This is a genomic window from Brachybacterium netajii (SeqCode), assembly GCF_054114245.1.
This window is the reverse complement of record NZ_JBSYXB010000003.1, coordinates 1-23,562: the sequence shown is the minus strand read 5'-3', so window position 1 is coordinate 23,562 and position 23,562 is coordinate 1. Positions and strand designations below refer to the sequence as shown.

At 72.8% G+C, this 23,562-nt stretch carries 19 protein-coding genes; 13 read left to right on the top strand and 6 right to left on the bottom strand.

Annotated features, from left to right (window positions below; genetic code table 11):
* Positions 1-387: 387 nt before the first annotated feature.
* From iolD to ACXET9_RS07505, 4 genes are all read left to right on the top strand, one after another.
* Positions 388-2,394 carry a 3D-(3,5/4)-trihydroxycyclohexane-1,2-dione acylhydrolase (decyclizing) gene (gene iolD, locus ACXET9_RS07520; RefSeq protein WP_457885899.1) on the top strand — a complete coding sequence of 669 codons (2,007 nt, stop codon included), beginning with the start codon at positions 388-390 and terminating at the stop codon, positions 2,392-2,394.
* A 105-nt stretch (positions 2,395-2,499) separates the two neighbouring features.
* The gene (locus tag ACXET9_RS07515; RefSeq protein ID WP_457885898.1) at positions 2,500-3,999 is read left to right on the top strand and encodes a CoA-acylating methylmalonate-semialdehyde dehydrogenase; all 1,500 of its coding nucleotides are present in this window, start codon (positions 2,500-2,502) and stop codon (positions 3,997-3,999) included.
* A 115-nt stretch (positions 4,000-4,114) separates the two neighbouring features.
* On the top strand, positions 4,115-5,059 hold the full coding sequence (locus ACXET9_RS07510) for a TIM barrel protein (RefSeq protein WP_457885897.1): 945 nt from the start codon (positions 4,115-4,117) through the stop codon (positions 5,057-5,059).
* 49 nt (positions 5,060-5,108) lie between these two features.
* Complete coding sequence (locus ACXET9_RS07505) at positions 5,109-5,978, top strand: sugar phosphate isomerase/epimerase family protein (protein ID WP_457885896.1); 870 nt, start codon at positions 5,109-5,111, stop codon at positions 5,976-5,978.
* 77 nt (positions 5,979-6,055) lie between these two features.
* On the opposite strand, the gene ACXET9_RS07500 is transcribed toward ACXET9_RS07505, so the two are convergent.
* Complete coding sequence (locus ACXET9_RS07500) at positions 6,056-6,694, bottom strand: TetR/AcrR family transcriptional regulator (protein ID WP_457885895.1); 639 nt, start codon at positions 6,692-6,694, stop codon at positions 6,056-6,058.
* A 123-nt stretch (positions 6,695-6,817) separates the two neighbouring features.
* Between ACXET9_RS07500 and ACXET9_RS07495 the strand changes: the two genes are divergently transcribed.
* The 3 genes from ACXET9_RS07495 to ACXET9_RS07485 all read left to right on the top strand — a co-directional run bounded on the left by ACXET9_RS07495 (position 6,818) and on the right by ACXET9_RS07485 (position 10,138).
* Positions 6,818-7,279 (top strand): iron chaperone, encoded by a 462-nt coding sequence (locus ACXET9_RS07495; protein ID WP_457885894.1) that lies wholly within the window; start codon positions 6,818-6,820, stop codon positions 7,277-7,279.
* Positions 7,280-7,846: 567 nt separating this feature from the next.
* Positions 7,847-8,803: a hypothetical protein gene (locus ACXET9_RS07490; RefSeq protein WP_457885893.1), complete on the top strand. Its 957-nt coding sequence runs from the start codon at positions 7,847-7,849 to the stop codon at positions 8,801-8,803.
* Between the two features lie 111 nt (positions 8,804-8,914).
* On the top strand, positions 8,915-10,138 hold the full coding sequence (locus ACXET9_RS07485) for a toxic anion resistance protein (RefSeq protein WP_457885892.1): 1,224 nt from the start codon (positions 8,915-8,917) through the stop codon (positions 10,136-10,138).
* A gap of 82 nt (positions 10,139-10,220) precedes the next feature.
* Here ACXET9_RS07485 and ACXET9_RS07480 read toward each other — a convergent pair whose 3' ends face one another.
* The 4 genes from ACXET9_RS07480 to ACXET9_RS07465 form a co-directional block, all read right to left on the bottom strand.
* Positions 10,221-11,930, bottom strand: a complete 1,710-nt coding sequence (locus tag ACXET9_RS07480; RefSeq protein ID WP_457885891.1) for an ATP-binding cassette domain-containing protein — start codon at positions 11,928-11,930, stop codon at positions 10,221-10,223.
* The gene (locus ACXET9_RS07475; RefSeq protein ID WP_457885890.1) at positions 11,930-13,612 is read right to left on the bottom strand and encodes an ABC transporter substrate-binding protein; all 1,683 of its coding nucleotides are present in this window, start codon (positions 13,610-13,612) and stop codon (positions 11,930-11,932) included. The genes ACXET9_RS07480 and ACXET9_RS07475 overlap by 1 nt, the downstream gene beginning before the upstream one ends.
* Before the next feature lie 138 nt (positions 13,613-13,750).
* Positions 13,751-14,758 (bottom strand): ABC transporter permease, encoded by a 1,008-nt coding sequence (locus tag ACXET9_RS07470; RefSeq protein WP_457885889.1) that lies wholly within the window; start codon positions 14,756-14,758, stop codon positions 13,751-13,753.
* Positions 14,755-15,693 carry an ABC transporter permease gene (locus ACXET9_RS07465; RefSeq protein ID WP_457885888.1) on the bottom strand — a complete coding sequence of 313 codons (939 nt, stop codon included), beginning with the start codon at positions 15,691-15,693 and terminating at the stop codon, positions 14,755-14,757. Before ACXET9_RS07465 ends, ACXET9_RS07470 begins: the two co-directional genes overlap by 4 nt.
* A 205-nt stretch (positions 15,694-15,898) precedes the next feature.
* Here ACXET9_RS07465 and ACXET9_RS07460 point away from each other — a divergent pair, with 205 nt between their 5' ends.
* The 3 genes from ACXET9_RS07460 to ACXET9_RS07450 are packed head-to-tail and all read left to right on the top strand — an operon-like array spanning position 15,899 to position 18,934.
* Positions 15,899-16,861 (top strand): hypothetical protein, encoded by a 963-nt coding sequence (locus tag ACXET9_RS07460; RefSeq protein ID WP_457885887.1) that lies wholly within the window; start codon positions 15,899-15,901, stop codon positions 16,859-16,861.
* A 12-nt stretch (positions 16,862-16,873) separates the two neighbouring features.
* Complete coding sequence (locus ACXET9_RS07455) at positions 16,874-18,133, top strand: MFS transporter (RefSeq protein ID WP_457886267.1); 1,260 nt, start codon at positions 16,874-16,876, stop codon at positions 18,131-18,133.
* 36 nt (positions 18,134-18,169) lie between these two features.
* Positions 18,170-18,934: a hypothetical protein gene (locus ACXET9_RS07450; RefSeq protein WP_457885886.1), complete on the top strand. Its 765-nt coding sequence runs from the start codon at positions 18,170-18,172 to the stop codon at positions 18,932-18,934.
* A 243-nt stretch (positions 18,935-19,177) separates the two neighbouring features.
* Here the strand turns inward: ACXET9_RS07450 and ACXET9_RS07445 are convergent, their stop codons facing one another.
* On the bottom strand, positions 19,178-20,557 hold the full coding sequence (locus ACXET9_RS07445) for an aminotransferase class I/II-fold pyridoxal phosphate-dependent enzyme (protein WP_457885885.1): 1,380 nt from the start codon (positions 20,555-20,557) through the stop codon (positions 19,178-19,180).
* A 180-nt stretch (positions 20,558-20,737) separates the two neighbouring features.
* Between ACXET9_RS07445 and pdxS the strand changes: the two genes are divergently transcribed.
* The 3 genes from pdxS (at position 20,738) to ACXET9_RS07430 (ending at position 23,300) form a co-directional block, all read left to right on the top strand.
* Positions 20,738-21,628, top strand: coding sequence for a pyridoxal 5'-phosphate synthase lyase subunit PdxS (pdxS, locus tag ACXET9_RS07440; protein WP_457885884.1), 891 nt, complete (start codon positions 20,738-20,740; stop codon positions 21,626-21,628).
* Positions 21,629-21,708: 80 nt separating this feature from the next.
* Positions 21,709-22,314: a pyridoxal 5'-phosphate synthase glutaminase subunit PdxT gene (gene pdxT / locus ACXET9_RS07435; RefSeq protein WP_457886266.1), complete on the top strand. Its 606-nt coding sequence runs from the start codon at positions 21,709-21,711 to the stop codon at positions 22,312-22,314.
* Positions 22,315-22,340: 26 nt separating this feature from the next.
* On the top strand, positions 22,341-23,300 hold the full coding sequence (locus ACXET9_RS07430; RefSeq protein WP_457885883.1) for a TolB family protein: 960 nt from the start codon (positions 22,341-22,343) through the stop codon (positions 23,298-23,300).
* Positions 23,301-23,562 lie beyond the last annotated feature (262 nt).

The window sequence follows — 23,562 nt, the reverse complement described above, 5'->3', positions numbered from 1 at the left end:
TCCGGCGACGGATCGCCGCGGTCCCTCCGCTCGTCGGCACCATCATGGCATCCCGGCCACATCATGTCCATACAAAGAATGAATCATGTTCGGAGAGAGCGGCCGACGGGCGTGCTGACAGGTCGGCGACATGATCCGGCCGCCGGATCGTCGGTGCGACGGCCGACGAACAGCCCCGTCGACGACACGCCGGGTAACTTGTCCTGACAAACTGTTGACAGCGGCGGGGCGTCCTCGGCATGCTGGTCGGACCGTACTCACCGTCGAGTCGTCGAGGCGGCCAGCCGCCGCACCGACGGGTCACCGGCCCGCCGACACCCCGCGACCGATGGTGCCATCCCGGTCCCGCTCCCGCGGGCCCGCAGCCCCGGAGGCAGAAGAGACAGCATGAGCGTCACCCCCTCGGCCGCAGACTCAGCCGCAGAATCAGCCGCAGACCCGGCCGTCCCGTCGGCCGCTTCGTCGGCCCCGTCGGCCGCGCAGCCGGCCGCGCCCGGCACCGTCCGGCTCACCGTCGGCCAGGCCCTCGTGCGCTTCCTCGCCGCGCAGTTCTCCGAGCGCGACGGCGTGCGCGAGCGCCTGATCCCCGGCGTCCTGGGGATCTTCGGCCACGGGAACGTGGCGGGTCTCGGGCAGGCGCTGCTGCAGAACGCCGTCGACCCCGCCGCGGGCGATGCGGCCGCCGACGAGGCGCCGCTGCCGTTCTTCCAGGCGCGCAACGAGCAGAACATGGTGCACACGGCCGTCGCCTACGCCCGCACCCGCAACCGCCGACAGGCCTTCGCGTGCACCGCCTCGATCGGCCCGGGCTCGACGAACATGATCACCGGGGCGGCCCTCGCGACCGTCGACCGGATCCCCGTGCTGCTGCTGCCGAGCGACATCTTCGCGACCCGGATCGTCGACCCGGTGCTGCAGCAGCTGGAGGTCGAGACCGCCGGGGACGTGTCCGTCAACGACGCCTTCCGGCCCGTCTCCCGCTTCTTCGACCGCATCTCGCGGCCCGAGCAGCTGATCCCCGCGGCCCTGCAGGCGATGCGCGTGCTCACCGATCCGGCGGAGACGGGCGCCGTGACGCTCTCGCTCCCGCAGGACGTGCAGGCCGAGGCCTACGACTGGCCGACGGCGTTCTTCCGCGAGCGCACCTGGCACGTCGGCCGCCCGGTGCCCGAGCCCGCGGCCCTCGCCCGGGCGGTCGAGGTCGTCCGCTCGGCGGAGCGGCCCGTGCTGATCGCCGGCGGCGGCGCGATCTACTCCGAGGCGAGCGCGGCGCTGGAGGCCTTCGCCGACGCGACCGGGATCCCCGTGCTCGACACGCAGGCCGGCAAGGGCGCGCTGAGCGCCGATCATCCGCTGTGCATCGGCGGCGTCGGCGCGACCGGCAACGATGCGGCGAACGCGCTCGCGGCGGAGGCCGACGTCGTGATCGGCGTCGGCACCCGCTACACCGACTTCACGACCGCCTCGCGCACCGCCTTCGCGCATCCCGATGTGCGCTTCGTGAACCTCAACGTGAAGTCCTTCGACGCCGCCAAGCATGCCGCGACGATGCTCGTGGCCGACGCCCGCGAGGGCCTCGACGCGCTGCGCACCGCCCTCGACGGCTGGCGGGCCCCCGCCGCGCACGGCGAGCGCGCCCGCGCCCTGCGCGCGGACTGGGAGGAGCGCATCGCCCCCTGCTTCCAGCCCCATGACCAGGAGCTGCCCGCGCAGACGGAGATCTTCGGTGCGCTCAACGAGCTCATGGCCGACGACGACATCCTCATCAACGCGGCCGGGTCCATGCCGGGCGACCTGCAGGCGCTGTGGAAGGCCCGCTCCCCGCGGCAGTACCACCTGGAGTACGGCTACTCGTGCATGGGCTACGAGCTGCCGGCGTCGCTCGGCGCGAAGATGGCCGCGCCGGACGCGGAGGTCGTCGCGATCATCGGCGACGGCACCTTCCAGATGGCCCCGCAGGAGATCGCGACGATCGTGCAGGAGCGCGTGAAGGTCATCCTGGTGATCCTGCAGAACCACGGCTGGGCGTCGATCGGCGCGCTCTCGGAGTCCCACGGCTCGCAGCGCTTCGCCACCCGCTACCGGATGCGCGACGAGGCCTCGGGGCTGCTCGACGGCGGCCTGATCCCCTTCGACATCCCCGCGAACATCCGCTCCTACGGCCTGGACGTGCAGGAGGTCTCCAGCACGGCGGACTTCCGTGCGGCCTATGCCCGTGCGGCCGCCTCGTCCGAGGCCGCGGCGATCGTCGTGAACACCGACCTGTACGGGCCGAACCCGCCCGGGTCCGGCTGGTGGGACGTGCCGGTCGCGGCCGTCTCGACCCTCGAGTCCACCCGCACAGCCCGCGCCGAGTACGAGCGGGGCATCGCCCCGCAGCGCCACCACCTCTGAGGCGCCACCGCCACTGAGGCACCACCGCCACTGAGGCGCCACCGCCACTGAGGCGCCACCGCTTCTGACCTGGGCTCCGGCCCGCCCTGACCGAGGAGATCTTCCATGGGATACGACGTCACGCACTGGATCGACGGCCGCGCCGAGGCGCCCGGCGACGGGCCGACGCAGCCGATCATGAACCCCGCGACCGGCGCGCAGGTGGGCACGCTCCATCTGGGCGGCGCGGCCGACGTCGACCGCGCCGTCGCCGTCGCCCGCACCGCGCAGATCGGCTGGGGCCGCACCTCGCTCGCGAAGCGCACGCAGGTGCTCTACCGGATGCGGCAGCTGGTCCTCGATGCGACCGACGAGATCGCCGCCGTGATCTCCCGCGAGCACGGCAAGACGATCGGCGACGCGAAGGGCGAGATCGCCCGCGGCCTGGAGACCCTCGAGTTCGCCACCTCCATCACGCAGGATCTCAAGGGCGGCTTCTCGGAGAACGTCTCCACGGGCGTGGACGCGCACACGATGCGTCAGCCGCTCGGCGTCGTCGCCGGGATCACGCCCTTCAACTTCCCTGCGATGGTGCCCTTCTGGATGCACCCGGTGGCGATCGCGACCGGCAACGCCTTCCTCCTGAAGCCCTCCGAGCGGGATCCCTCCGCCTCGAACATCATCGCCCGCCTCTACCAGGAGGCCGGCCTGCCGGACGGCGTCTTCCAGGTCGTCCACGGCGGCAAGGAGACCGTCGACGCGCTCTGCGCCCACGAGGGCATCGAGGCGGTGTCGTTCGTCGGCTCCACCCCCATCGCCCGCTACGTGCATCGGACGGCGTCGGCGACCGGCAAGCGGGTGCAGGCGCTCGGCGGCGCGAACAACCATGTCGTCGTCATGCCCGACGCCGACGTCGCCTTCGCGGCCGCGCAGGTCGCCTCGGGTGCCTTCGGCTCCGCCGGCGAGCGCTGCATGGCGGTGCCGGTCGCGGTCACCGTCGGCGCTGCGCACGAGCCGTTCCTGCAGGCCATCGCCGCGGAGGCGGAGAAGCTCGTCGTCGGCCCCGGCGATGATCCGACGACGGACATGCCGCCGGTGATCACCCCCGAGGCCCGCGCGCGGGTCATCCGGATGGCCGACGAGGCGGAGCAGGCGGGCGCACGGATCCTCGTGGACGGTCGCGGGCTCGTCGTCGAGGGCCATGAGGGGGGCAACTTCGTGGGCCCGATCGTCGTCACCGATCTCGACCGCAGCCACCCGACCTACACGGAGGAGGTGTTCGGCCCGCTGCTGGTGGTCATGCACGTGGACACCTTCGACGAGGCCCTCGAGCTGGTGAACTCCTCCCCCTTCGGCAACGGCACCGCGATCTTCACCGACTCCGGCCACTACGCGCGCCGGTACCAGGAGGAGGTGCAGGTCGGGATGATCGGCGTGAACGTGCCGATCCCGACGCCGGTGGGCTACTACTCCTTCGGCGGCTGGAAGGACTCGCTGTTCGGGGAGCATCACGCGCACGGCCCCGAGGGCCTGTCCTTCTACACCCGCCAGAAGGCGATCACCACCCGCTGGCCCGCCCCCAGCGAGACCGTCACGAGCTCCATGAGCTTCCCGACCCACGACTGACCCGGCCGGTTCGGCTCGTCCCGGCCAACTCGACCCGGCCAGCTCGACCCGGCCGGCTCGAACCGGCTCGGCTCGTCCCGCTCCGCTCCGCCTCCGCATCGAAGGAGATGCCTGCATGACCACCGCTGATGCACCCGACCGCTCCCGCAATCCCGAGAAGCCCTTCGACCGGCTGACCGTCGGGGTGTGCCCGGACCAGTGGGGCGTGTGGTTCCCCCAGGACGAGAAGCAGATCCCCTGGCGGACGGCCCTCGCGGAGATGGCGGAGGCCGGCTTCTCCGTCATGGAGACCGGGCCGTGGGGTTACTTCCCGCAGGACGCGAAGGAGCTGCGGTCCGTGATGGACGAGCACGGCTTCCGGGTCGTCGCGGGCACCGGCTGGGGGATCCTGCACCAGGAGAAGGCGTGGCCGGAGACGGAGCGGACCTTCCGGGCGATCGCCGAGACCCATGCGGCCGTCGGCGCCGAGTACATGGTGCACCTGCCGCCGATGTACCGCGACGAGAAGACCTGGGAGTTCACCGACGAGCGGGAGCTGACCGGCGAGGCCTGGCGGCGGTACGTCACCAACGCCAACGAGCTCGGCCGGATCATGAAGGAGGACTACGGGCTGACGATGGTGCTGCACCCGCACGGCGACAGCCACATCGAGACGCCCGAGGAGATCGCCCGGGTCTTCGCGGCGACGGACCCGGAGCTGGTGTCGTTCTGCCTGGACACGGGCCACATCGTCTACGGCGGCGGGGACCCGGTGACGATGATCGAGGAGTACCCCGAGCGGATCGGCTACGTCCACATCAAGGCCTTCGACCCGGACATCACCCGGGAGGCCCACGAGAAGGACTGGCCCTTCGGGGAGGCCGTCGCGAAGGGCGCCTCGGTGCGTCCGCCGGCGGGCCTGCCGGACATGCGGGACCTGGTCGCGAAGCTCGCGACCCTCGACAAGGACCTCTACGTCATCTGCGAGCAGGACCTGTACCCGTGCGATCCGGGCCTGCCGCTGCCCAACGCGATCGCGACCCGCGAGTTCCTCGCGGAGTGCGGTCTCGGGGTGAGATGACCATCGCCCGGCGCCGCCGCCCGACCCCATCCTTCGGAGGAGCATCCCGATGGTGAAGATCCTGCTGGACCCGAGCATGTACCACCCGCATCTGACGGTCGCCGACGAGCTGCGCAAGGCCCGCGAGCTCGGCTACGGCCATCTCGAGCTGTCGCCGCGGGCGGACTTCCACGAGTGGCATCGGTATCCGAAGGTCGACCGGCATCTGATCGCCGAGATCCGGGCGGCGATGACGGAGACCGGGGTGCGGATCGGCTCTCTGAACCCCGTCTTCGACTGGGCGAGCCCCGACGAGCAGGAGCGCCAGGCGCAGGTGCGCAACTGGAAGCGGCTGCTGGAGATCGCCGATGCGCTCGAGGTGCCGCTGATCGCGACCGAGCTCTCCGGGGACCCGAACCGGCCCCGCCAGAGCGAGGCCCAGTTCTACCGGTCGATCGAGGAGCTGATCCCGCATTTCGAGAAGTACGGCCTGGAGTGCACGATCGAGGCGCACCCGTACGATTTCGTCGAGGACAACGACCGGGCGGTGCAGGTCGTCCGCGGCGTGGACCGGGACTGGCTGAACTACGAGTTCTGCTTCCCCCACGCGTTCCACCTCGGGCAGGGCGCCCGAGATCCGCGGGAGATGATGGACTACGCGGGCACGAGGCTGCGGCACCTGCATATCGCCGACGTCTTCGACCATACGGCGAACGTCGGCAACCGCTACATCGTGAACCCGCCCGGGATCGATGCCCGCGTCCACCAGCACAACGAGATCGGCCACGGCGAGATCGACTGGGACGCCGCCTTCGCCTATCTGCGCGAGCGCGAGTACGACGGGACCGTCTCCGTCTGCGTGTTCGGCTGGGAGGAGGACGCCGATGCGATCCACGTGCGCATGCGCGAGCGGATCGAGAAGGAGCTCGGCGGCGGCTGAGCCCTGCGGGAGCGCCGCCCGGCCGACGGGTCGGGTGCGTCGGCCGACGGGGCTCGCGCCCGTGCGGCCGACGGGACTCACTCCTCGGCGGAGCGGGTGCCGTAGGCGGCCATGAACATGTCGATCAATCCGTCGATCAGCTGGTCGTCCACGGGATCCGGGGAGAGCAGCTCGCGGTAGTACATCGATCCGGAGAGCAGCTCCGCAGGGATCCTCAGATCTCCCTCGACCAGCTCTCCGTGCTTCTGGGCGAGCTCGAGCCGGGCCAGCGTGCGCCGCTCGACCGTGGCGAGGAACCTGCTGTGCAGCGCGTCGCGCAGCGTCGGATCATTCAGGGCCTCGGTGATCACGGCCCGGTACACCGGGCCGATCGGCGGTGTGGTGAGCGCACTGCTGGAACGGCGGAACTGCTCGCGCAGATCGTCCCTCACCGGCACGGTCCCGCGGTAGTCCAGGCCCGAGACCCAGACGTGGTGGAGGGCGTCCAGCAGCAGCTCGGCGAGCGACGGCCAGCGCCGGTAGATCGTGTGCTTGCCGACCCCGGCGCGCTGCGCGATGGCCTCGATGCTCAGTCCGCGGTATCCCGAATCGGCCGCGAGGGCGAGGGTGGCCTCCAGCAGCTGCTGGGTCAACGCGGCTCCGCGCCGTCGCGGGACTCCGGGCGCCGTGACGGGCGCCGTCGAGGACTCGGGGCTGGGCTGAGGGTCATCGACCATGCATCGATCATAGCGGCACGCACCGTGCCGTTGACACGGGCCCCGTCTCGCTCCATACTTCTCGTAACGGCACGATCCGTGCCGTTATAGGAATCTCAGCACGATGACGTGAGGAGCACGGTCATGAACGCACAGACCTCCAGCACCATCGAGGAGAACGAAGGATTCACCGCCGCGGAGCGCGACGCCATGAAGCAGCGCGCCGCGGAGACCAGAGCGGCCCACACCCGGACCTCTGCGGCGGAGAAGGCGGCCGCCGCCGCCCAGGCGGTGCAGGACAAGATCGAGGAGATGGCACCGGAGGACCGCGATCTCGCCCGCGAGGTCCACCGGCTGGTCACGACGGCCGCACCGCAGCTGGCCCCCAAGCTCTGGTACGGGATGCCGGCCTACGCCCTGGACGGGAAGATCGTCTGCCACTTCCAGGACGCGGCGAAGTTCTCCAGCCGCTATGCGACGCTCGGATTCAGCGATCTCGCCCGGCTGGATGACGGCGCGATGTGGCCCGCCAGCTACGCGCTCATCGAGATCACCGACCAGGTGGGCGCGGAGATCGACGCGCTCGTGCGGCGCGCGGTCGCCTGAGCGCACCCGGGGGGCAGGTCCGAGGGGTGACGACCTCCCGGGCCGCCGGGGATCCGCCCTCGTCCCGGTCAGCCGAGGGATCCCTCTCGGCGCTGGCGGTGATCCCGAGACGGCGGGCGAGCCCGGTCGAGCACGGCGTGGTCACCACCGTCAGCATCGGCGCCGGCTCCTTCGTCGCGGGCCTCGCACTGCTCGTCGGCACCGGGACCGCCTATCGCCTGTCCCTGGTGGTCGCGGGCCTGCTCCTGCTGCTCGCGGTCGTTCCCCTGGCGCGGCTCGGCCGGGTGCCGGGGCTGACGGCGAGGATGCTCGGCTCTGATCCCGTTCCTCAAGGGCACGTTCCACAAGTCATCTTGTCGACCCGGTGGATCCACTCCGGCATATCACTCGCAGGCCGGCACTCATCGACCATGAGCCGCCGGCACGGAGACGGTGCCGGGCAGCTCCTCCCCCGGCCATCGCCCAGCACCCCGCGATAGCCTCTTCCCATGCCTGTGACGAGGCGATCGGCCGGGTCCGTCCGGACGCTCCCGCCCCGTCCCCGCCTCGGAGGATGACGAGGAGCCCGTGAGCGAAGCACGAGATCCGTCGGCGCAGTCGCCGACGCCCGGGGAGCAGCCGCTCCCCGACCGCCCCGCGCCCGCGCCCGCGCCCGCATCCACTCCCTCGCCCTCGCCCGGACCGTCACCCGCGCCCGGCCCCGGCGACGTCGACCTGCCGTGGAAAGCGACGGCCGAGCGCCGCGACCTGTGGGGACCGGTCGAGAAGCCGCTCGAGGGGACGGTCCGCCCGCCCGCGACGCAGGGCGCGGCGCGCACCCGCCGCAGCCCGTTCGTGCGCTTCGGCGTGCCCGTGCTGATCGGCGCCGTGCTCGGCGCGGGGACGATCGCCGTCGGACTCGCCGCCGCGATCGCGAGCCCGCTGCTGGTGCTCGGCGCGGGCGTCGGCGTCGGGGTCCTCGCCCTCGGCGGCAGCGGCGTGGCGCTGAACGCGGGCGGCGGCGCACGGCGGATCGAGGCCGGTCCCGTGCTCGCCAGCACCGTCCCGGACTCCACCCGCACGGTCCTCGAGCGGATCCTCGCGGCCGACGCGACCTCCCGCGGGCGCGTCGCGGCGCTGCGTCCGCAGGCCGCGGGCGTCGCTGCCGCCACGCGCGTGCTCGACGACGTCGACAAGCTCCTGACCAGGATCGACGCGCTCGTCGGCACGGAGCAGATCCAGGGCTTGCGACCGTCCTCCGGGGAGGTCACGATGCTCGAGGGCATCGCCGTGCGGTACACGCCCGAGCTGCTCGACGCGGCGTCCGACGTCGTCGGCTTCCTGCAGACCTTCGCGGGGACCGCCCGGCAGGAGGCGCTCGCGAACCTCGAGAGCGTGGATCGTCAGCTGGCGGTCCTCTCCGAGGGCGTCGAGCGGATCGAGTCCGACGTGCTCGGCGGGGTCTCCCGCGACCTCGAGGTGCACGCCGAGTTCCTCCGCACCCGCTTCGCCGACCAGCATCTGAACCCGATCATCGACGTCTGACCCGCCCGTCGGCGGACCGTCCACCGGCGGACCACCCGTCGGCCGACGACCGTCCTGCCGAACCCGCCCGACCCCTCGACCAGAAGTCCCGCAACCGCCCAGGAGGCCCCGATGGACAAGCTGCAGCCGCCCACCCCCGCCGAGGAGATCACCCCCGCCGAGCCGGTCGAGGAGATCAGCGACGACCAGGCCGTCTCGCTGCTGCCCGACCTGCCCGGCGAGCAGCAGCAGGACCTCGAGAAGCGGGCCGACGCCTGGGTCGACCAGATCGCGACGCTGAACCCGCATTCGCAGGAGTTCTCCGCGCAGGTCGACGCCCTCGGCGCCGTCGCCCGCCGCACCTTCGAGCGCACCAGCCAGACCTCCTCGCGCTTCATGCAGCAGTCGCTGCGGGAGGCGAAGGAGAAGGGGAACGCGCAGGAGACCGTCGCGAAGTCCCTGTCGGACCTGCGCACCACGATGGAGGATCTGGCGCCGAAGGAGGAGACCTTCGCCGACAAGGCCCTCTCGTTCCTCCCCGGCCGCAACGCCGCCAAGCGCTACTTCCGCAGCTTCGAGTCCAACCAGGACCAGCTCGACGAGGTCCTCGGCTCGCTCTCGCGCGGCCAGGAGATGCTGCAGAAGGACAACGCCGAGCTCGCCGTCGAGCGCCGCGGCCTGTGGGAGGACCTGCAGGCGCTGCAGAAGGCCTCCTACCTCCTGGGCGTCCTCGACGATCGCACGGTGCGCCGCGCCGAGCAGATGCGCGCCGAGGGGAAGGCCGCCGACGCCGACGCCCTCGAACGGGACGTGCTCTTCGCCGTCCGCCAGCGCCGCCAGGACGTCGCCACGCAGATCGCCGTGACCGTGCAGGCCTACCTGTCGATGGGCCTCATCGAGGACAACAACACCAAGCTCCAGCAGGGCGTCGAGCGGGCCCGCACCACCACGGTCACGGCCCTGCGCACCGCGGTCATCACCGCGCAGGCGCTCGAGAACCAGAAGATCGTGCTCGACCAGATCGACGCGGTCAACCGCACCACCGACTCCCTCATCGACCGCACCTCGAAGATGCTCGCGGACAACTCGCTGAAGATCCAGCAGCAGGCCGCGACCTCGGGCGTCTCCGCGGAGACCCTGCAGAAGTCCTTCGACAGCCTGTTCGCGACGATGGACGGGATCGACCAGTTCCGCACCCAGGCCAACCAGAACTTCCTGGCCACGGTCACGAACCTCGAGGCGCAGGTGCAGCGCTCCCAGCCGTACATCGAGCGGATGCAGAAGGAGCGCCCGGAGCACGCCGCGATCGAGGCCGCCGCGACGAGCGCCGCCGATCTGCTCCAGATCGAGGACTGAGCGCGGGCCGACGGGCGGGGCCGACGGCGCAGGTCGTCCCCGCCCGTCGGCGGCTCAGGCCGGGCGGCTCAGGCCGGGCGGCTCAGGCCGCCCGGCCCTCCTCGCCGCGCAGCCGCCGCTCGGGGTCGGGGACGCTGGCCAGCAGCGCGCGCGTGTACTCGTGCTGCGGGGCGCCGAGGACCTGGCGCACCTCGCCCTGCTCGACGGCGGTGCCGCGCCGCAGCACGGTGACCTCGTCGGCGAGGGAGCCGACGACGGCGAGGTCGTGGCTGATGAACACGCAGGCGAACTGCGCGACCTCGATGGCGTCGCGCAGCACCTCGATGACGTGCGCCTGGATGGTGACGTCGAGGGCGCTGGTGGGCTCGTCGGCGATCAGCAGGCTCGGCCGACGGATCAGGGCCCGCGCGATGGAGACTCGCTGGCGCTGGCCGCCGGAGAGCTCGTGCGGGAGCCGCTCCGCATAGGAGGCGGGCAGGCGCACCGTCTCGAGGGCCTCGCGGACCCGCGCGGTCATGTCGGCGCGGGAGGCGCCGCCGGCGAGCTGCAGCGGCTCGGCGATGCTCCAGCCGACGGTGCGGCGCGGGTTCAGCGAGGACGCCGGGTTCTGGAACACCATGCCGACGCGCGCATAGGCCTCGCGGCGGGCCGCGCCGCGGAGGGTCCGCGGGTCGACGCCGTCGAGCTCCAGCACGCGCGCCTGCGCGGGGACGAGCCCGGCGAAGGCCTTGCCCCAGGTGGACTTCCCGGAGCCGGACTCGCCGACCAGGCCATGGATCTCGCCGGCCCGGATCCGCACGGACACGTCGTCGAGCGCGAGATGGGAGCCGCCGCGCCGGTGGTACTCCACGGACAGCCCCTCGACGCGCACGACGGGAGCCCCGTCGTCGGCCCCGGAGGCCGCGGCCGACGCCGCGCCGTCGTCGGCCCCGGCCCGTCCGTCGGGCGCGGGCCCGCCGGCGGACGCGCCCCGACGGCCGGGCCCGTCGTCGGCCCGCTCGAGGCTCTCGGCGAGGCGCGGCACCGCGGAGAGCAGGGCCGTCGTGTAGGGCTGCTCGGGCGCCGAGAGGATGCGGCGGACGCCGCCCTGCTCGACGACGGCGCCGTCCTTGAGCACGACGACGTCGTCGGCGATCTCGCCGACCACGCCCATGTCGTGGGTGATCAGGAGGACCCCGATCTGCCGCTCGGCGACGATCCGCACGAGCAGGTCGAGGATCCCGCGCTGGACGGTGACGTCGAGCGCGGTGGTGGGCTCGTCGGCGATCAGCAGCGAGGGGTCGCCGCTGAGCGCGAGGGCGATGACCACGCGCTGGAGCTCGCCGCCGGAGAGCTCGTGGGGGTAGGAGCGGGCGGTGCGCTCGGGGTCGGGCAGGCCCACGGAGGCGAGGAGCTCGGCGGTGCGGCGCGCCGCCTGCGCACGGGTGCGGATGCCCTCGCGCACGGCGAGCACGTCGCGGAAGGCGGCGGAGACCCGCATGACCGGGGACAGCGACTGCCCCGGCTCCTGGAAGATCATGCCGATCCGGCCCGCGCGGAGACGGCGCATCTGCGCGGGCGGGCGTCCGACGAGCTCCTCGCCGTCCAGGCGCGCGCTGCCGCGCACCGCGGCCGTGCGCGGGGCGAGCCCGATCGTGGCCAGAGCGGTGATGCTCTTGCCCGATCCGGACTCCCCCACGAGGGCCGTGATGCGGCCGGCCCGCACGGCGAGATCCAGGCCCTGCACGATCGTGCGGTCCTGGATGCTCACCTGCAGGTCCGTGAGGACCAGGAGCTCGTCGGAGGCGCTCATCAGCCCAGCGTCACCGTGAGGTAGTTCGGGTACGCGGGGAACTCGCCGATGACGAAGTCCTTCACGCCGGAGCCGTGGATGAAGGAGTTCTTCGAGAAGATCAGCGGCACCACCGGGGAGTCCTCGAGGATCTGCCGGTCCACGGCCGCCCACAGCGCATGCGCGGCGTCGGCGTCGACCGTCGAGGAGGCCTCGAGGATCGCGGCGTCGACGTCGGGGTTCGCGTAGCGGGCGATGTTGTAGTTGCCGCCGCCGATCTGGCTCGAGTCGAACAGCGGGGTGAGGTTCGCGTTCGGGGACGGGACGTCGGGCTGCCAGGAGCTCAGCACGAGGTCGTAGCCGCTGCCGTCGCTCGCCGTGATCTCCGAGGAGTAGGCGTTGGTGTCCAGGGGCTGGATCGTCACGGTGATGCCGGCGCGGGAGAGGCCCTGCTGGATCGCCTCGGCGGCCGCCGTCTGCGTGTCGTTGATGACCAGGCGCAGGGACAGGTCGGAGACCCCGGCCTCGGCGAGCATCGAGGCGGCGAGGTCGGCGTCGCCGGTGGGCTCGTCGGAGTACAGCGAGTACTCCTCGCGGCCGGCGATGCCGGGGGTGATCAGCGTGGTCGCGTAGTCGCCGGAGATCTCGCCGCCCTTGGCGGTGCGGTAGGCCTCCTTGTCGACGGCGTACTGGATCGCCTGGCGGACCTTCACGTCCTTCAGCGCCTCCGACTCCGTGTTCAGCGCGAGGTACTCGAGGGCGCCGGGACCGGAGGTGACCAGGCGGTCGCCGACGTTCGGGTCGTTCTGCGCCTGCACCAGCTGCGCGGTGGGCACGAAGCTCGCCAGGAACGAGTCCTGGGCGTCGGAGCGGTCGGCGATGATCGACTGCGCGACGACGCTCGCGTCCTGCGCGAGCGCGAACTCGATGGTGTCGGGACCGCCGACGCGGGCCTGGTCGGTGGCCGGGTCCCAGTTCTCGTTGCGCTGCAGGATCGCCTGGCTGCCCGGGGTGTAGGACTCGAGGCGGTACGGGCCGGAGGCGACCGGGGCGGTCGCATAGGTCTCGGGCTCGCCGGAGTCCTCGGGGACCGGGGCGAAGGCCGGCGTCGAGGCGATCCAGCCGAAGTCGCCGTAGGGACGGTTGAGGTGGAGGACGAGCGTGGTCTCGTCGGCGGCCTCGATGGAGTCCAGGTGCTGGCCGTCGAAGGGGCCCGCGTAGTCCTCGCCGCCCTCGAGCAGCACCTTGTGGTAGCTGAGGCCGCCGGTGAGCTCGGAGGCGAAGGACCGTTCGAGGCCGTACTTGACGGTCGCCGCGGTGATCGGGGTGCCGTCCTCGAACAGCAGGCCCTCCTGGAGGGTGAAGGTCCAGGTCTTCCCGTCGTCGGAGGCGGTGCCGGTGTCGGTCGCGAGGTCGGGGATCAGCTCGGTGGGGGCGTCGGCCGAGGTCTTCCAGGCGGTGAGGCGGCGCGCGGTCAGGCCGAGCGTCGTGATCGCCAGGTTCTGGCTGGTGGCCGGATCGAAGCTCATCTCCTCGCCGGTCGAGTAGATCGTCAGCGTGCCGCCGCTCTCGCCGCCGCCGTCGGAGGAGCCGCTCGAGGAGCCGCCGTCCGAGCAGGCGGCGAGCGCGGCGGTGCCGAGCAGGACGGGGCCGGCGGCGAGGACGAGGCGGCGGGGCAGGCGCGACGGGGATGCGGAGGTCATGGCTTCTTCTCCTGAGGGGTTGCGGAGCGAACGGGATCGGGGAGACCGGGGTGGCCGGCTCCTCCGGGGTGGGAGGTCAGGGGCGGGGCCGACATCGGTCGGCCCGACGGGCGCCACGGGCGGTGCGGGGGTCGGCGCTCATGCGCGGCTCCCGGCGAGGCGCTTGTCGAGGACCGGCCGGAGCAGGTCCGCGGAGAGGTTCGCGAGCACGATCAGCAGGGAGCCGACGAGCGTGGTGCCGACGATGACGGGCAGATCGGCGGTCGTCGTCGCGTCCAGCAGCAGGGCGCCGAGGCCGGGCAGGCCGAAGATCCGCTCGGTGATGACGGTGCCGCCGAGCAGCGCGCCGATGTCCAGGGCGATGAGCGTCGTCAGCGGCAGCGCGAGGTTCCGCAGGGCGTAGCCGTCGACCGTCCGCTCGGACAGGCCCGCGGCGCGGGCGGTGCGCACGTAGTCCAGGCCCAGCTGCTCGATCATCGAGGAGCGCACGAGCCGCGCGTAGACGGCGCCGTTGAGGAAGGCGAGCGTGGCCCACGGCAGGATCAGGTGCCGGGCCCACTGGCCGGGCCCGTCGACGAAGGCCTCGTAGCCGCCGCTGGGCAGCAGGTCCAGGCGCAGCGCGAAGACGACGACGGCGAGCAGGCCGACGACGAACGCCGGCGCCGAGGCCGCGATCACCGAGACGCCCGTGACGATCCGGTCGAGGATCCCGCCCTGGCGGCGGGCGGCGAGCGCCCCCGCGGCGATGCCGAACAGCGCCTGCAGGGCGACCGCGCCGATCGCGATCGAGAAGGTGACCGGGAAGCGCTGGCCGATGAGGGTCGTCACCGGCTGGTGCAGCTGGAAGGAGTAGCCGAGGCACGGGGCCGCGCACTCCACCACGACGTTCTCGGAGCCGAAGGTGCGCCCGGTGAAGATCGCGCCGATGAACGCCGCGAACTGCACGTACCAGGGGCGGTCGAAGCCCATGAAGCCGCGGGCAGCCTCGAGGTCGTCGGGCGAGCAGGGCTTCCCGCACATCCGCAGCGCCGGGTCGATGGGGGCGACGTAGAAGATCGCGAAGGTCAGCCCGACGACGACGAGCAGCACGCCGAGGCTCCGCAGCACGCGGACGAGGACGGGGCTCATGCCTGTCATACGGCTCATGCCTGGCCTCCTCGCGGGTCGAGGGCGTCGCGCAGGGTGTCGCCGAGGATGTTGAAGGAGAAGGTCACGAGGAACAGGGCGGCCGCGGGGAACAGCAGGAAGGCCGGGTCCACGAGCAGCCAGCTGATCGCGTCGCCGATCGAGCGGCCCCAGGAGGGCGTCGGCGGCAGCATGCCGACCCCGAGGAAGGACAGCGTGGCCTCGGCGGCGATGCGGCCGGGCAGGGAGATGCACGAGTAGACGATCACCGTGGAGGCGACGTTCGGCAGCACCTGGTGGCGGAAGAGGTGCCAGAAGCGCGCGCCCATCACGCGGGAGGCGACGACATAGGGCTGGCTGACGATGACACGGGTCTCGGCGGCGACGACGCGCGCGATCCCGGGCCAGCCGAACATGCCGATGACCAGCGTCAGCAGGAGGGCGCGCGGGGCCTCGAGGGGGAACAGCGCGCTCAGCGCGATGGCGAAGATGAGGAAGGGGAAGCCGAGGGTCACGTCGGTCGCGAAGTCGACGAGCTTCTCGACGATCCCGCCGACGGCGCCCGCGACGATGCCCAGCAGCACGCCGATCGCGGTCGCGAGGACGGTGGAGGCGATGCCGATCAGCAGCGACACCCGGGCGCCGTAGAGCACCTGCGAGAAGAGGTCGCGGCCGGTGCCGGGCTCGACGCCGAACCAGTGCTCCGCGCTCACGCCGCCGAGGACGCCCAGCGGGGAGGTGTCCGGCCCGAGCGCATCGGCGTTGTACGTGAAGGGGTCGTTCCCCGACAGCGCCGAGAGCTGCGGGGCGAACAGCGCCGAGAGCAGGCTGACGGCGACGACGATCCCGGCCGCGAGCGGCAGCGGGCGCAGGAACGCGCGGCGGACGGACGCCCGGGGCGGGCGCTCCTCCAGGGAGGACGCCGCCTCGGCCGGAAGGGCATCGCTGGTGGTCATCACGTGAGCTTTCGGTGGGTCAAAGGATTTAGCACTACTGAGTATCCCACCCCTCACCCCCTCCCGGCGCGCGCCCCTCGTCACACCGCCTCATGCTTCGTCACATGCAGTCATCTGCCGTCTCCTCCCCCGGCTACCCCCCATGCCCCTCGCGCACCCCGAGGGATACCCTGGAGGACGCGATGAGGGGAGGCGCGAGCGCACCATGGCAGTCCACGACGAACGGCCGACGACCGGCCCATCCGCCGCGCCCCGCTCCCCTGTGCCCCGCTCCGCGTCATTCCCGGCCAACCATCCGGCATCCTTCGCCGCTCCCGCCCCGGCCGCCCCGGCCGCCGCGCCCCGCCCCGCGCGGGCCCTCGAGGGCAGACTGCTCTCGCCCGGCTCGCGGCGGCTCGCGGTGCGGCGCCGACGGGGCCGCTGGCTGACCGTCGGCGTGCCCGTCACCCTCGGCGGCGGCCTCGGGATCAGCACGTTCGTGGTGCTCGGGGTCGCGAGCCTCGTCGGCGGCGCCGGCCTGCTCATCCCCCTGGCCGCCGGACTCGGCGTCGGCGCGCTCGTCGGCGGCGGCACCGGCTTCCTGCTGCGGGAGCGCCGCCCGGCGCCGGCCCGGCTGGACGCCGCACAGTCCGCCGGCCTCGAGATCCGCGAGGGCACGCGCCGCACCCTCACCGGGGTCGTCCGCTCGACCCGGACGCTGCGTCGGCGCCTGACGCGTCTGCGCCGACGGGCCCGCCGCGGCACCGGGCTGGCCGCGGTCGTGCGCCGGGCCGAGGCGCTCCTCGAGCAGATCGACGCGCTCGCCTCGACGGCCGCGCTGCAGGCCCGCCGCGCCTCCGACGACGACCTGCTGCTCGTCGAGGGCATGGCCTCCCGCTACGTCCCCGACCTGGTCCGCGCTCTCGAGGACACCGTCCCCATGCTCCAGCTGAGCTCGGGCCGCAGCCATGAGCAGGCGGCTGCGAACCTCGCGAGCATCGACGAGCAGCTCGCGACCCTCGGCGCCCGCCTCGACCGTGTCGAGGACGATCTCGTCGCCGGCGTCACCCGCTCCCTCGACGTCCACGCCGAGTTCCTGCGCACCCGCCTCGCGGAGCCGACGAGCATCGACGCCGGACTCGGCTCCGGCCTCGACGCCGGCCGCGCCGACGGCCCCGCCGCCCGCTGACCGCCCCGATCCCTGGAGCTCGCCACGTCCACCATCGCGCCCCGCCGCTTCGGCGCCCTCCGCGACCGCCATTCCCGCCCGTACCTGATCACCGCCGGCCTCTCGATGATGGGCGACAACATCGAGCACGTCATCACCTACTGGTTCCTCTGGCAGGCGTTCCACTCGCCCGCCCTCGTGGGCTTCCAGGTGATCAGCCGCTGGCTGCCGTTCCTGCTGCTGTCGGTGACCTTCGGCGAGCTCGCCGAGCGCTACGACTGCCGACGCATCATCCAGATCGCCCAGGGACTGTTCGCCTTTGTGTCCCTGGCCTGGGGCGTCCTGTTCCTCACGGGCACGCTGGAGATGTGGATGGCGTGCGTGCTGCTGGTGCTGCACGGCTGCGCGGGCGCCCTGTGGGGACCGGCCGAGCAGCTGATGCTCCACGACTTCGCGGAGCCGAAGGACCTGCCGGGAGCGGTGCGGCTGAACGCGACCTTCAAGAGCCTCGGCGTGCTCGCCGGCCCCGTGGTGGGCTCGGTGCTGCTGCTGGTCCTGGGGCCCGGGGTCGGCATCCTCGCCAACATCCTGTTCTACCTGCCGATGACGCTGCTGATGCTGCGCACCCCGTACACGGGGCACACGCGCGACGGGGTGGTGCGGACCGAGCGCCTGGGCCCGCTGCGCTCCCTCGCGGTGCTCCGCACCGTCGTCGGGGACCGGGTCCTGATGGCGATGATCGCGCTGGGCGGGGTGATCGCCGTGGGCGTCGGCTCCTCCCTGCAGGTCGCGATGCCCACGCTGGCCGACGGCCTCGGCGCGGGCGACGCCGGCTTCGCCTACGGCATGCTGCTGTTCGCCAACGGCGCGGGCGGCGTGCTCGGCGGGTTCCTGCTCGAGGCGACCGGGGCGATCCGGCCCAGCACCCGTGCGGCGGTCGTCGCGACCTTCCTGTTCGGGGCCACGACGATCGTCGTGGCGACCTCCTCCAGCTATGCGGTGGTGATCCTCGCGCTCGTGGTGGGAGGGGTCGCGAACCTCGCCTCGATGACGATCGGCCAGGCCGTGGTGCAGCTGCGCGCGCCCGTGGACCAGCGCGGGCGCGTGATCGGCGTGTACAGCATGCTGACGACGGGCCTGCGCACGGGCAACGGGATCACCCTCGCGGTGCTCGGCTCGATCATCGGGGTCACGGGCACCGTCCTCGTGGGCGGCGCGGCCGTCGCCGTGGGCGCGGTGGTCATCGCGGCGCTCATCGCCGCCGCGGGAGCGGCCCGGGCCCGGCGCGCCTGACCCGGACGCCCGCACCGACCCCGGAAGGATCCCCGCATGACGACGCCTGCCGTGCCCGACGCCCTGGACCCCCTTCGCGGCCAGTGGGTCGAGGCGGTCGATCCGGCCCCGCGCCCGACCCTGGTCCTGAGCGGCGCGGCCGTGCTGCGCGGGGATCTCCGGATCCCCGGCGGCGCTCCCCTCCGGGACGACGCCCGGATGCTGGGCGCCGTCGTCTCGGCGATCGCGCTCGACGCCGACGCGACACTCACGCTCCTGCTCGCCGATGCGGACGGCGGTCGTCCGATGCCGCTCACGATCACCGCTCCCTGGAGCCTCGCCCTGCCGGACGGGGCACGCCTCGCGGCCGATGCCGACGCCGACGCCGACGCCGACGCCAGGATCAGCGCCCGCCCCGGGGACCCGGCCCCGCGCGTCGCGACGACGGAGGCCATGGCGACGTGGGCGGACGCCTCCCCCGACGAGGTCGAGCTCGCGGTGCTCGAGGCGGCGCTCGATGACTGGGTGACCCCGGCGGATGCGGTCTCCGAGCTCGTGGAGCGCGAGGTGCACGATCCCCGCGAGATCGCCCGTCGGGGGACGACGACGCTCGCCCGGCTCGTGGCCCGCGGGAACCTGGAGCCCGGGTCGATCGGCGAGCACGGCTTCGTCCCGGCCGCCGACGACGCCGCTGCCTCGATCGAGCACATGGCGGTGCTGTGGTCCGCCCTGGGCGGGATCGGGAGGATGCCGGGTCCCGGTCAGATCACCTGGTTCCGGCTCACCGAGCAGGGACGCTCGCGCCTGGCCGAGAAGGGGTGAGGAGGAAGGCGAGCATCCTCCCGCCGCACCAGCGGCGATCACTGATCGTCACTGGTGATCACTGATCGTCAGTGGTGGTCACTGTGGTCGTCACTGGTGGTCACTGTGGTCCTCACTGATGCACCCGATCAGCCAGAACTACAGTGAAATACAGTGATCTACAGTGACGCCGAGCGTTCCAGCCCCGTCGAACGGCCCGGGTCACAGGGCCTGGACGCCACCCTCCGCGCGTGACCGTCCCCCTCACCCCGCCACGGCCACCAGATCTGCGGCCAGCGCCTCCGCCTCAGCGTCCGTGAGGTCGTGGACGGTGACGCGCAGGTGCTGCGAGGGTCCGGCGTCGGGGTCGAGCCGGAAGTCGTCGCCGGTGCGGACGAGCCAGCCGAGGCGCATGAGCAGCGCGGCCGCATCGCGGGCGGGGACCCCGACGTCGATCCACAGGCTCATGCCGTCTCCGGCGCGGACGGGCAGCCCGGCCTCGGCGAGGCGCGCGGCGAAGGCCGCGTTGCGCTCGGCGTAGAGGGATCCGGCGCGCTCGACGAGCGCGCGCGAGTCCTCGTCCTGGAGCATGGCCAGGGCGATCCGCTGCAGCAGATGGCTGACCCAGGTGGTGCCGGGGCTGAGCCGCAGGGCGAGCCGCTCGGCGGTCCCGGGATCGGTCGCGGTGACCGCGAGGCACATGTCGGGGCCGAGGAACTTCGAGACCGAGCGCACCAGCGCCCAGCGCCGATGCCCGGGCCCGACGATCGAGCGGAACGGCGCACGCGCCAGCAGCGAGAAGTGGTCGTCCTCGATGACCAGCACGTACGGATGGTCGGCGAGGACCTCGCGGAGCTGCGCGGCGCGCTCCTCGCTGAGGCTCGCCCCCGTCGGGTTCTGCGCGCGCGGGGTGCAGACGACCGCCCGCACCCCCTCCTCGAGGGCCGCGCGCAGACCGTCGACGGTCATGCCGTGCTCGTCGACGGGCACGGGGACCGCCCGGTAGCCGCCGAGGCGGACGGTCTGGATGCTCGCCAGGAAGCACGGGTCCTCGAGGGCGACGGCGTCGTCCCGCCGCAGCGCCTGGGCGAGCAGCCGCTCGATCGCGTCGACGGCGCCGCTGGTCAGGGTCAGGCGGAGGTCCTCGGGGCCGACGGGCACGTCGGGCGCCATCCAGTCGCGCGCGAACTCCTCGAGGCCGCGGTCGATCACGGGCTCGCCGTAGAGGACGGGACGGCCGGCGGCGGCCTGCAGCGCCGGAGCGAGGGCGGGGATGAGCTCGGGCAGCGGGTTGCCGCTGCCGACGTCGCGCAGGGGCCCCGCCCCGGGATCACGGCCGCCCCCGGGATCCGCGAAGCCCTCCTGGGCGACCTTCTCAGGACCGGCGATGCGGGTGCCCGCGCGCCCCTGAGCGACGACCATCCCGTCGCGCGCGAGGCGCCGGTAGGCGGCGACGGCGGTGTTGCGGTTGACGCCGAGGCGCTCGGCGAGGGCGCGCACGGGCGGCAGCAGGTCGCCGGGGACGAGGGTGCCGCGCTCGACGAGGGTGCGCACGCTGTCGGCGATCTCCGCGGCGGTCGCGCCGACGATGGCGGGCTCGCGCGTCGAGCCGTCGGGACCTGCCTGTTCGAGGGGAGCGCTCACGTCGACGAGCCTAGGGCACGGCGGACGCGCGCGACCCCACCCGCCGTCCCACCCCGTGGGACGACCGCCCGCATTCCGTCATGTCTCTTGCGTTCGGCATGGGCCAATGTCTAGCTTTGGCCTAGATCAAACGAGTACCCGGCGGTCGACCACGGCCGGGCCCACCCCGAGGAGACGTCCATGAGCACCACGACCACCGGCACCGGCAAGGTCAAGCGCGGCCTGGCGGAGATGCTGAAGGGCGGCGTCATCATGGATGTCGTCACCCCCGAGCAGGCGAAGATCGCCGAGGACGCCGGCGCCGTCGCGGTCATGGCGCTCGAGCGCGTCCCCGCGGACATCCGCGCCGAGGGCGGCGTCTCCCGCATGAGCGACCCCGACATGATCGACGGCATCATCGAGGCCGTCTCGATCCCCGTCATGGCGAAGGCCCGCATCGGCCACTTCGTCGAGGCGCAGGTGCTGCAGGAGCTGGGCGTCGACTACATCGACGAGTCCGAGGTCCTCTCCCCCGCCGACTACGTCAACCACATCGACAAGCACGGCTTCACCGTGCCCTTCGTCTGCGGGGCGACGAACCTGGGCGAGGCGCTGCGCCGCATCACCGAGGGCGCGGCGATGATCCGCTCCAAGGGCGAGGCCGGCACCGGCGACGTCTCCGAGGCCACCAAGCACATCCGCAAGATCCGCGGCGAGATCGCGGCGCTGCGCCACCTGAGCAAGGACGAGCTCTACGTCGCCGCGAAGGAGCTGCAGGCCCCCTACGACCTCGTCGCCGAGGTCGCCGAGACCGGCGAGCTGCCGGTCGTGCTGTTCACCGCGGGCGGCGTCGCCACCCCGGCCGATGCGGCGATGATGATGCAGCTCGGCGCCGACGGCGTCTTCGTCGGCTCCGGCATCTTCAAGAGCGGCAACCCGGCGCAGCGCGCGGCCGCCGTCGTGAAGGCCGTCGCCTTCCACGACGACCCGAAGGTCATCGCCGAGGTCTCCCGCGGCCTCGGCGAGGCGATGGTCGGCATCAACGTCTCCGACCTCCCCGCCCCGCACCGCCTCGCCGAGCGCGGCTGGTGAGCGCCGCTCCGTCGGCCGACGCGGCCCCGCCCTCCGGCACCGCCCCGTCGGCCGACGCCGCCCCGTCGGCCTCCGGGCCCCTGCTCGCGGCCGGTCCGCGCGTCGGCGTGCTCGCCCTGCAGGGCGATGTGCGCGAGCACGTGCGGATGCTCGAGCAGCTGGGGGCGCAGGTCTCGCGGGTGCGGCGGCAGACGGAGCTCGCCAAGGTCGACGGGCTCGTCCTCCCGGGCGGCGAGTCGAGCGCGATCGACAAGCTCATGCGGATCTTCGAGCTGCGCGAGCCGCTGCTCGCGGCGATCGCCGGGGGCCTGCCCGTCTACGGGACCTGCGCCGGGCTGATCCTGCTGGCGGATCGCATCGTCGACGGCATCGAGGGCCAGCAGACCCTCGGCGGCCTCGACGTGACCGTGCGGCGCAACGCCTTCGGCGGCCAGGTCGAGTCCTTCGAGACGGACCTCGAGGTGCTCGATCCGCTGATCGCCGGGCCGGACGCCCCGCCGGTGCGGGCCGCGTTCATCCGCGCTCCGGTGATCGAGGAGGTGGGGCCCGCGGCGACCGTGCTCGCGACCCTGCCCGACGGGCGGGCCGTCGCCGCCGCGCAGGGGAACCTACTGGGCACCTCCTTCCACCCCGAGGTCACCGGCGAGCCGCGCCTGCACCGCCGCTTCCTGGCGATGGTGGGCTGACGCCCGGCGGTGGGATACTCCGCGCCATGAGCGATCACGTCCCCTGGCGCACCCTTGCCCCCGGCCAGCGCTGCCGCATCCGCGTCTGGGAGCGGGCGACGGGCGCGGTTCGCACCGTGCACGAGTCGACGGAGCGCCTGTACGAGGCGCCGAACTGGACGCCCGACGACCGGCTCCTCGTCAACGGCGACGGCCGCCTCTGGCTCCTGCCGGCCGTCGGCCCCGCCGTCGGCCCCGCCGGTTCAGCCGCCACCGCTGCGGCCGGGCCCGTCCCGCTGGAGGTCCCGGGCCTCCCACCGGTCAACAACGACCACGTCCTCGCGCCCGAGGGCAACGGGGCCTACGCCTCGACGACGGACTTCCATATCTGGCACGTCCCGCTCGACGCGGACCTGCGACCGTCGGGCCCGATCCGGCGCGTGACCGGCGACGACGGCGGCATGCACTTCCTCCACGGCGTGAGCCCCGACGGCCGTCGCCTCGCGTACGTGCACGTCACCGAGCACGCGGGGAACCCGTGGGGCGCGGCGACGATCCGCACCGTCGGCGCCGACGGGACGGACGATCGGCCGCTGACCGCCCCGCCCGGCCCGGCGGACGGCTGCGAGTGGACGCCCGACGGCGCCTGGATCCTGCTGAACACCGAGGCCTTCTCGACCGCTCCCGGTCATGCGCAGATCGCGCGGATCCGGCCCGACGGCGGCGAGCTCGAGCAGCTGACCGCCGACGAGCGCGTGAACTGGTTCCCGCACGTCGCACCGACGGGCGACGTCGCCGTCTACATCAGCTTCCCGCCCGGCACCCTCGGCCATCCGGCGGATCTCGAGGTCGAGCTGCGGCTCGTCGCCATGGACGACTGGTCGCGGCCGACGACGCTGCTGACCCTCGAGGGCGGGCAGGGCACGATCAACGTGCCCAGCTGGGCTCCCGACGGCTCCGCCTTCGCCTTCGTGGACTATCCCGTCGGAACCGTCGGAGACCTATGACGAGATGCCCTATGACGCGATGTCCTATGACGCGATTCCTCGCCATAGCGCATCGTTGTGCCGAGGATCCTCGTCAGAGGACGACGCCTCGGCGGCCGGCGTCGGACGGCGAAGCGGCCGGTCCCCACGATGGGGACCGGCCGCTCACGCGTCACCGGGACAGGCCCTCGAGGGCCCCGACCCGACGACGCTCAGAAGCTCAGAAGCTCAGAAGCTCAGAGCTCAGAGCTCAGAAGCAGGAGCTCACAGGCTCGGGATCACC

Bases quoted from the DNA above. Each gene is read 5' to 3' on its own strand.
- iolD (WP_457885899.1), top strand. From the start codon at position 388: ATGAGCGTCACCCCCTCGGCCGCAGACTCAGCCGCAGAATCAGCCGCA.
- ACXET9_RS07515 (WP_457885898.1), top strand. From the start codon at position 2,500: ATGGGATACGACGTCACGCACTGGATCGACGGCCGCGCCGAGGCGCCC.
- ACXET9_RS07510 (WP_457885897.1), top strand. From the start codon at position 4,115: ATGACCACCGCTGATGCACCCGACCGCTCCCGCAATCCCGAGAAGCCC.
- ACXET9_RS07505 (WP_457885896.1), top strand. From the start codon at position 5,109: ATGGTGAAGATCCTGCTGGACCCGAGCATGTACCACCCGCATCTGACG.
- ACXET9_RS07500 (WP_457885895.1), bottom strand. From the start codon at position 6,694: ATGGTCGATGACCCTCAGCCCAGCCCCGAGTCCTCGACGGCGCCCGTC.
- ACXET9_RS07495 (WP_457885894.1), top strand. From the start codon at position 6,818: ATGAACGCACAGACCTCCAGCACCATCGAGGAGAACGAAGGATTCACC.
- ACXET9_RS07485 (WP_457885892.1), top strand. From the start codon at position 8,915: ATGGACAAGCTGCAGCCGCCCACCCCCGCCGAGGAGATCACCCCCGCC.
- ACXET9_RS07480 (WP_457885891.1), bottom strand. From the start codon at position 11,930: ATGAGCGCCTCCGACGAGCTCCTGGTCCTCACGGACCTGCAGGTGAGC.
- ACXET9_RS07475 (WP_457885890.1), bottom strand. From the start codon at position 13,612: ATGACCTCCGCATCCCCGTCGCGCCTGCCCCGCCGCCTCGTCCTCGCC.
- ACXET9_RS07470 (WP_457885889.1), bottom strand. From the start codon at position 14,758: ATGAGCCGTATGACAGGCATGAGCCCCGTCCTCGTCCGCGTGCTGCGG.
- ACXET9_RS07465 (WP_457885888.1), bottom strand. From the start codon at position 15,693: ATGACCACCAGCGATGCCCTTCCGGCCGAGGCGGCGTCCTCCCTGGAG.
- ACXET9_RS07460 (WP_457885887.1), top strand. From the start codon at position 15,899: ATGGCAGTCCACGACGAACGGCCGACGACCGGCCCATCCGCCGCGCCC.
- ACXET9_RS07450 (WP_457885886.1), top strand. From the start codon at position 18,170: ATGACGACGCCTGCCGTGCCCGACGCCCTGGACCCCCTTCGCGGCCAG.
- pdxS (WP_457885884.1), top strand. From the start codon at position 20,738: ATGAGCACCACGACCACCGGCACCGGCAAGGTCAAGCGCGGCCTGGCG.
- ACXET9_RS07430 (WP_457885883.1), top strand. From the start codon at position 22,341: ATGAGCGATCACGTCCCCTGGCGCACCCTTGCCCCCGGCCAGCGCTGC.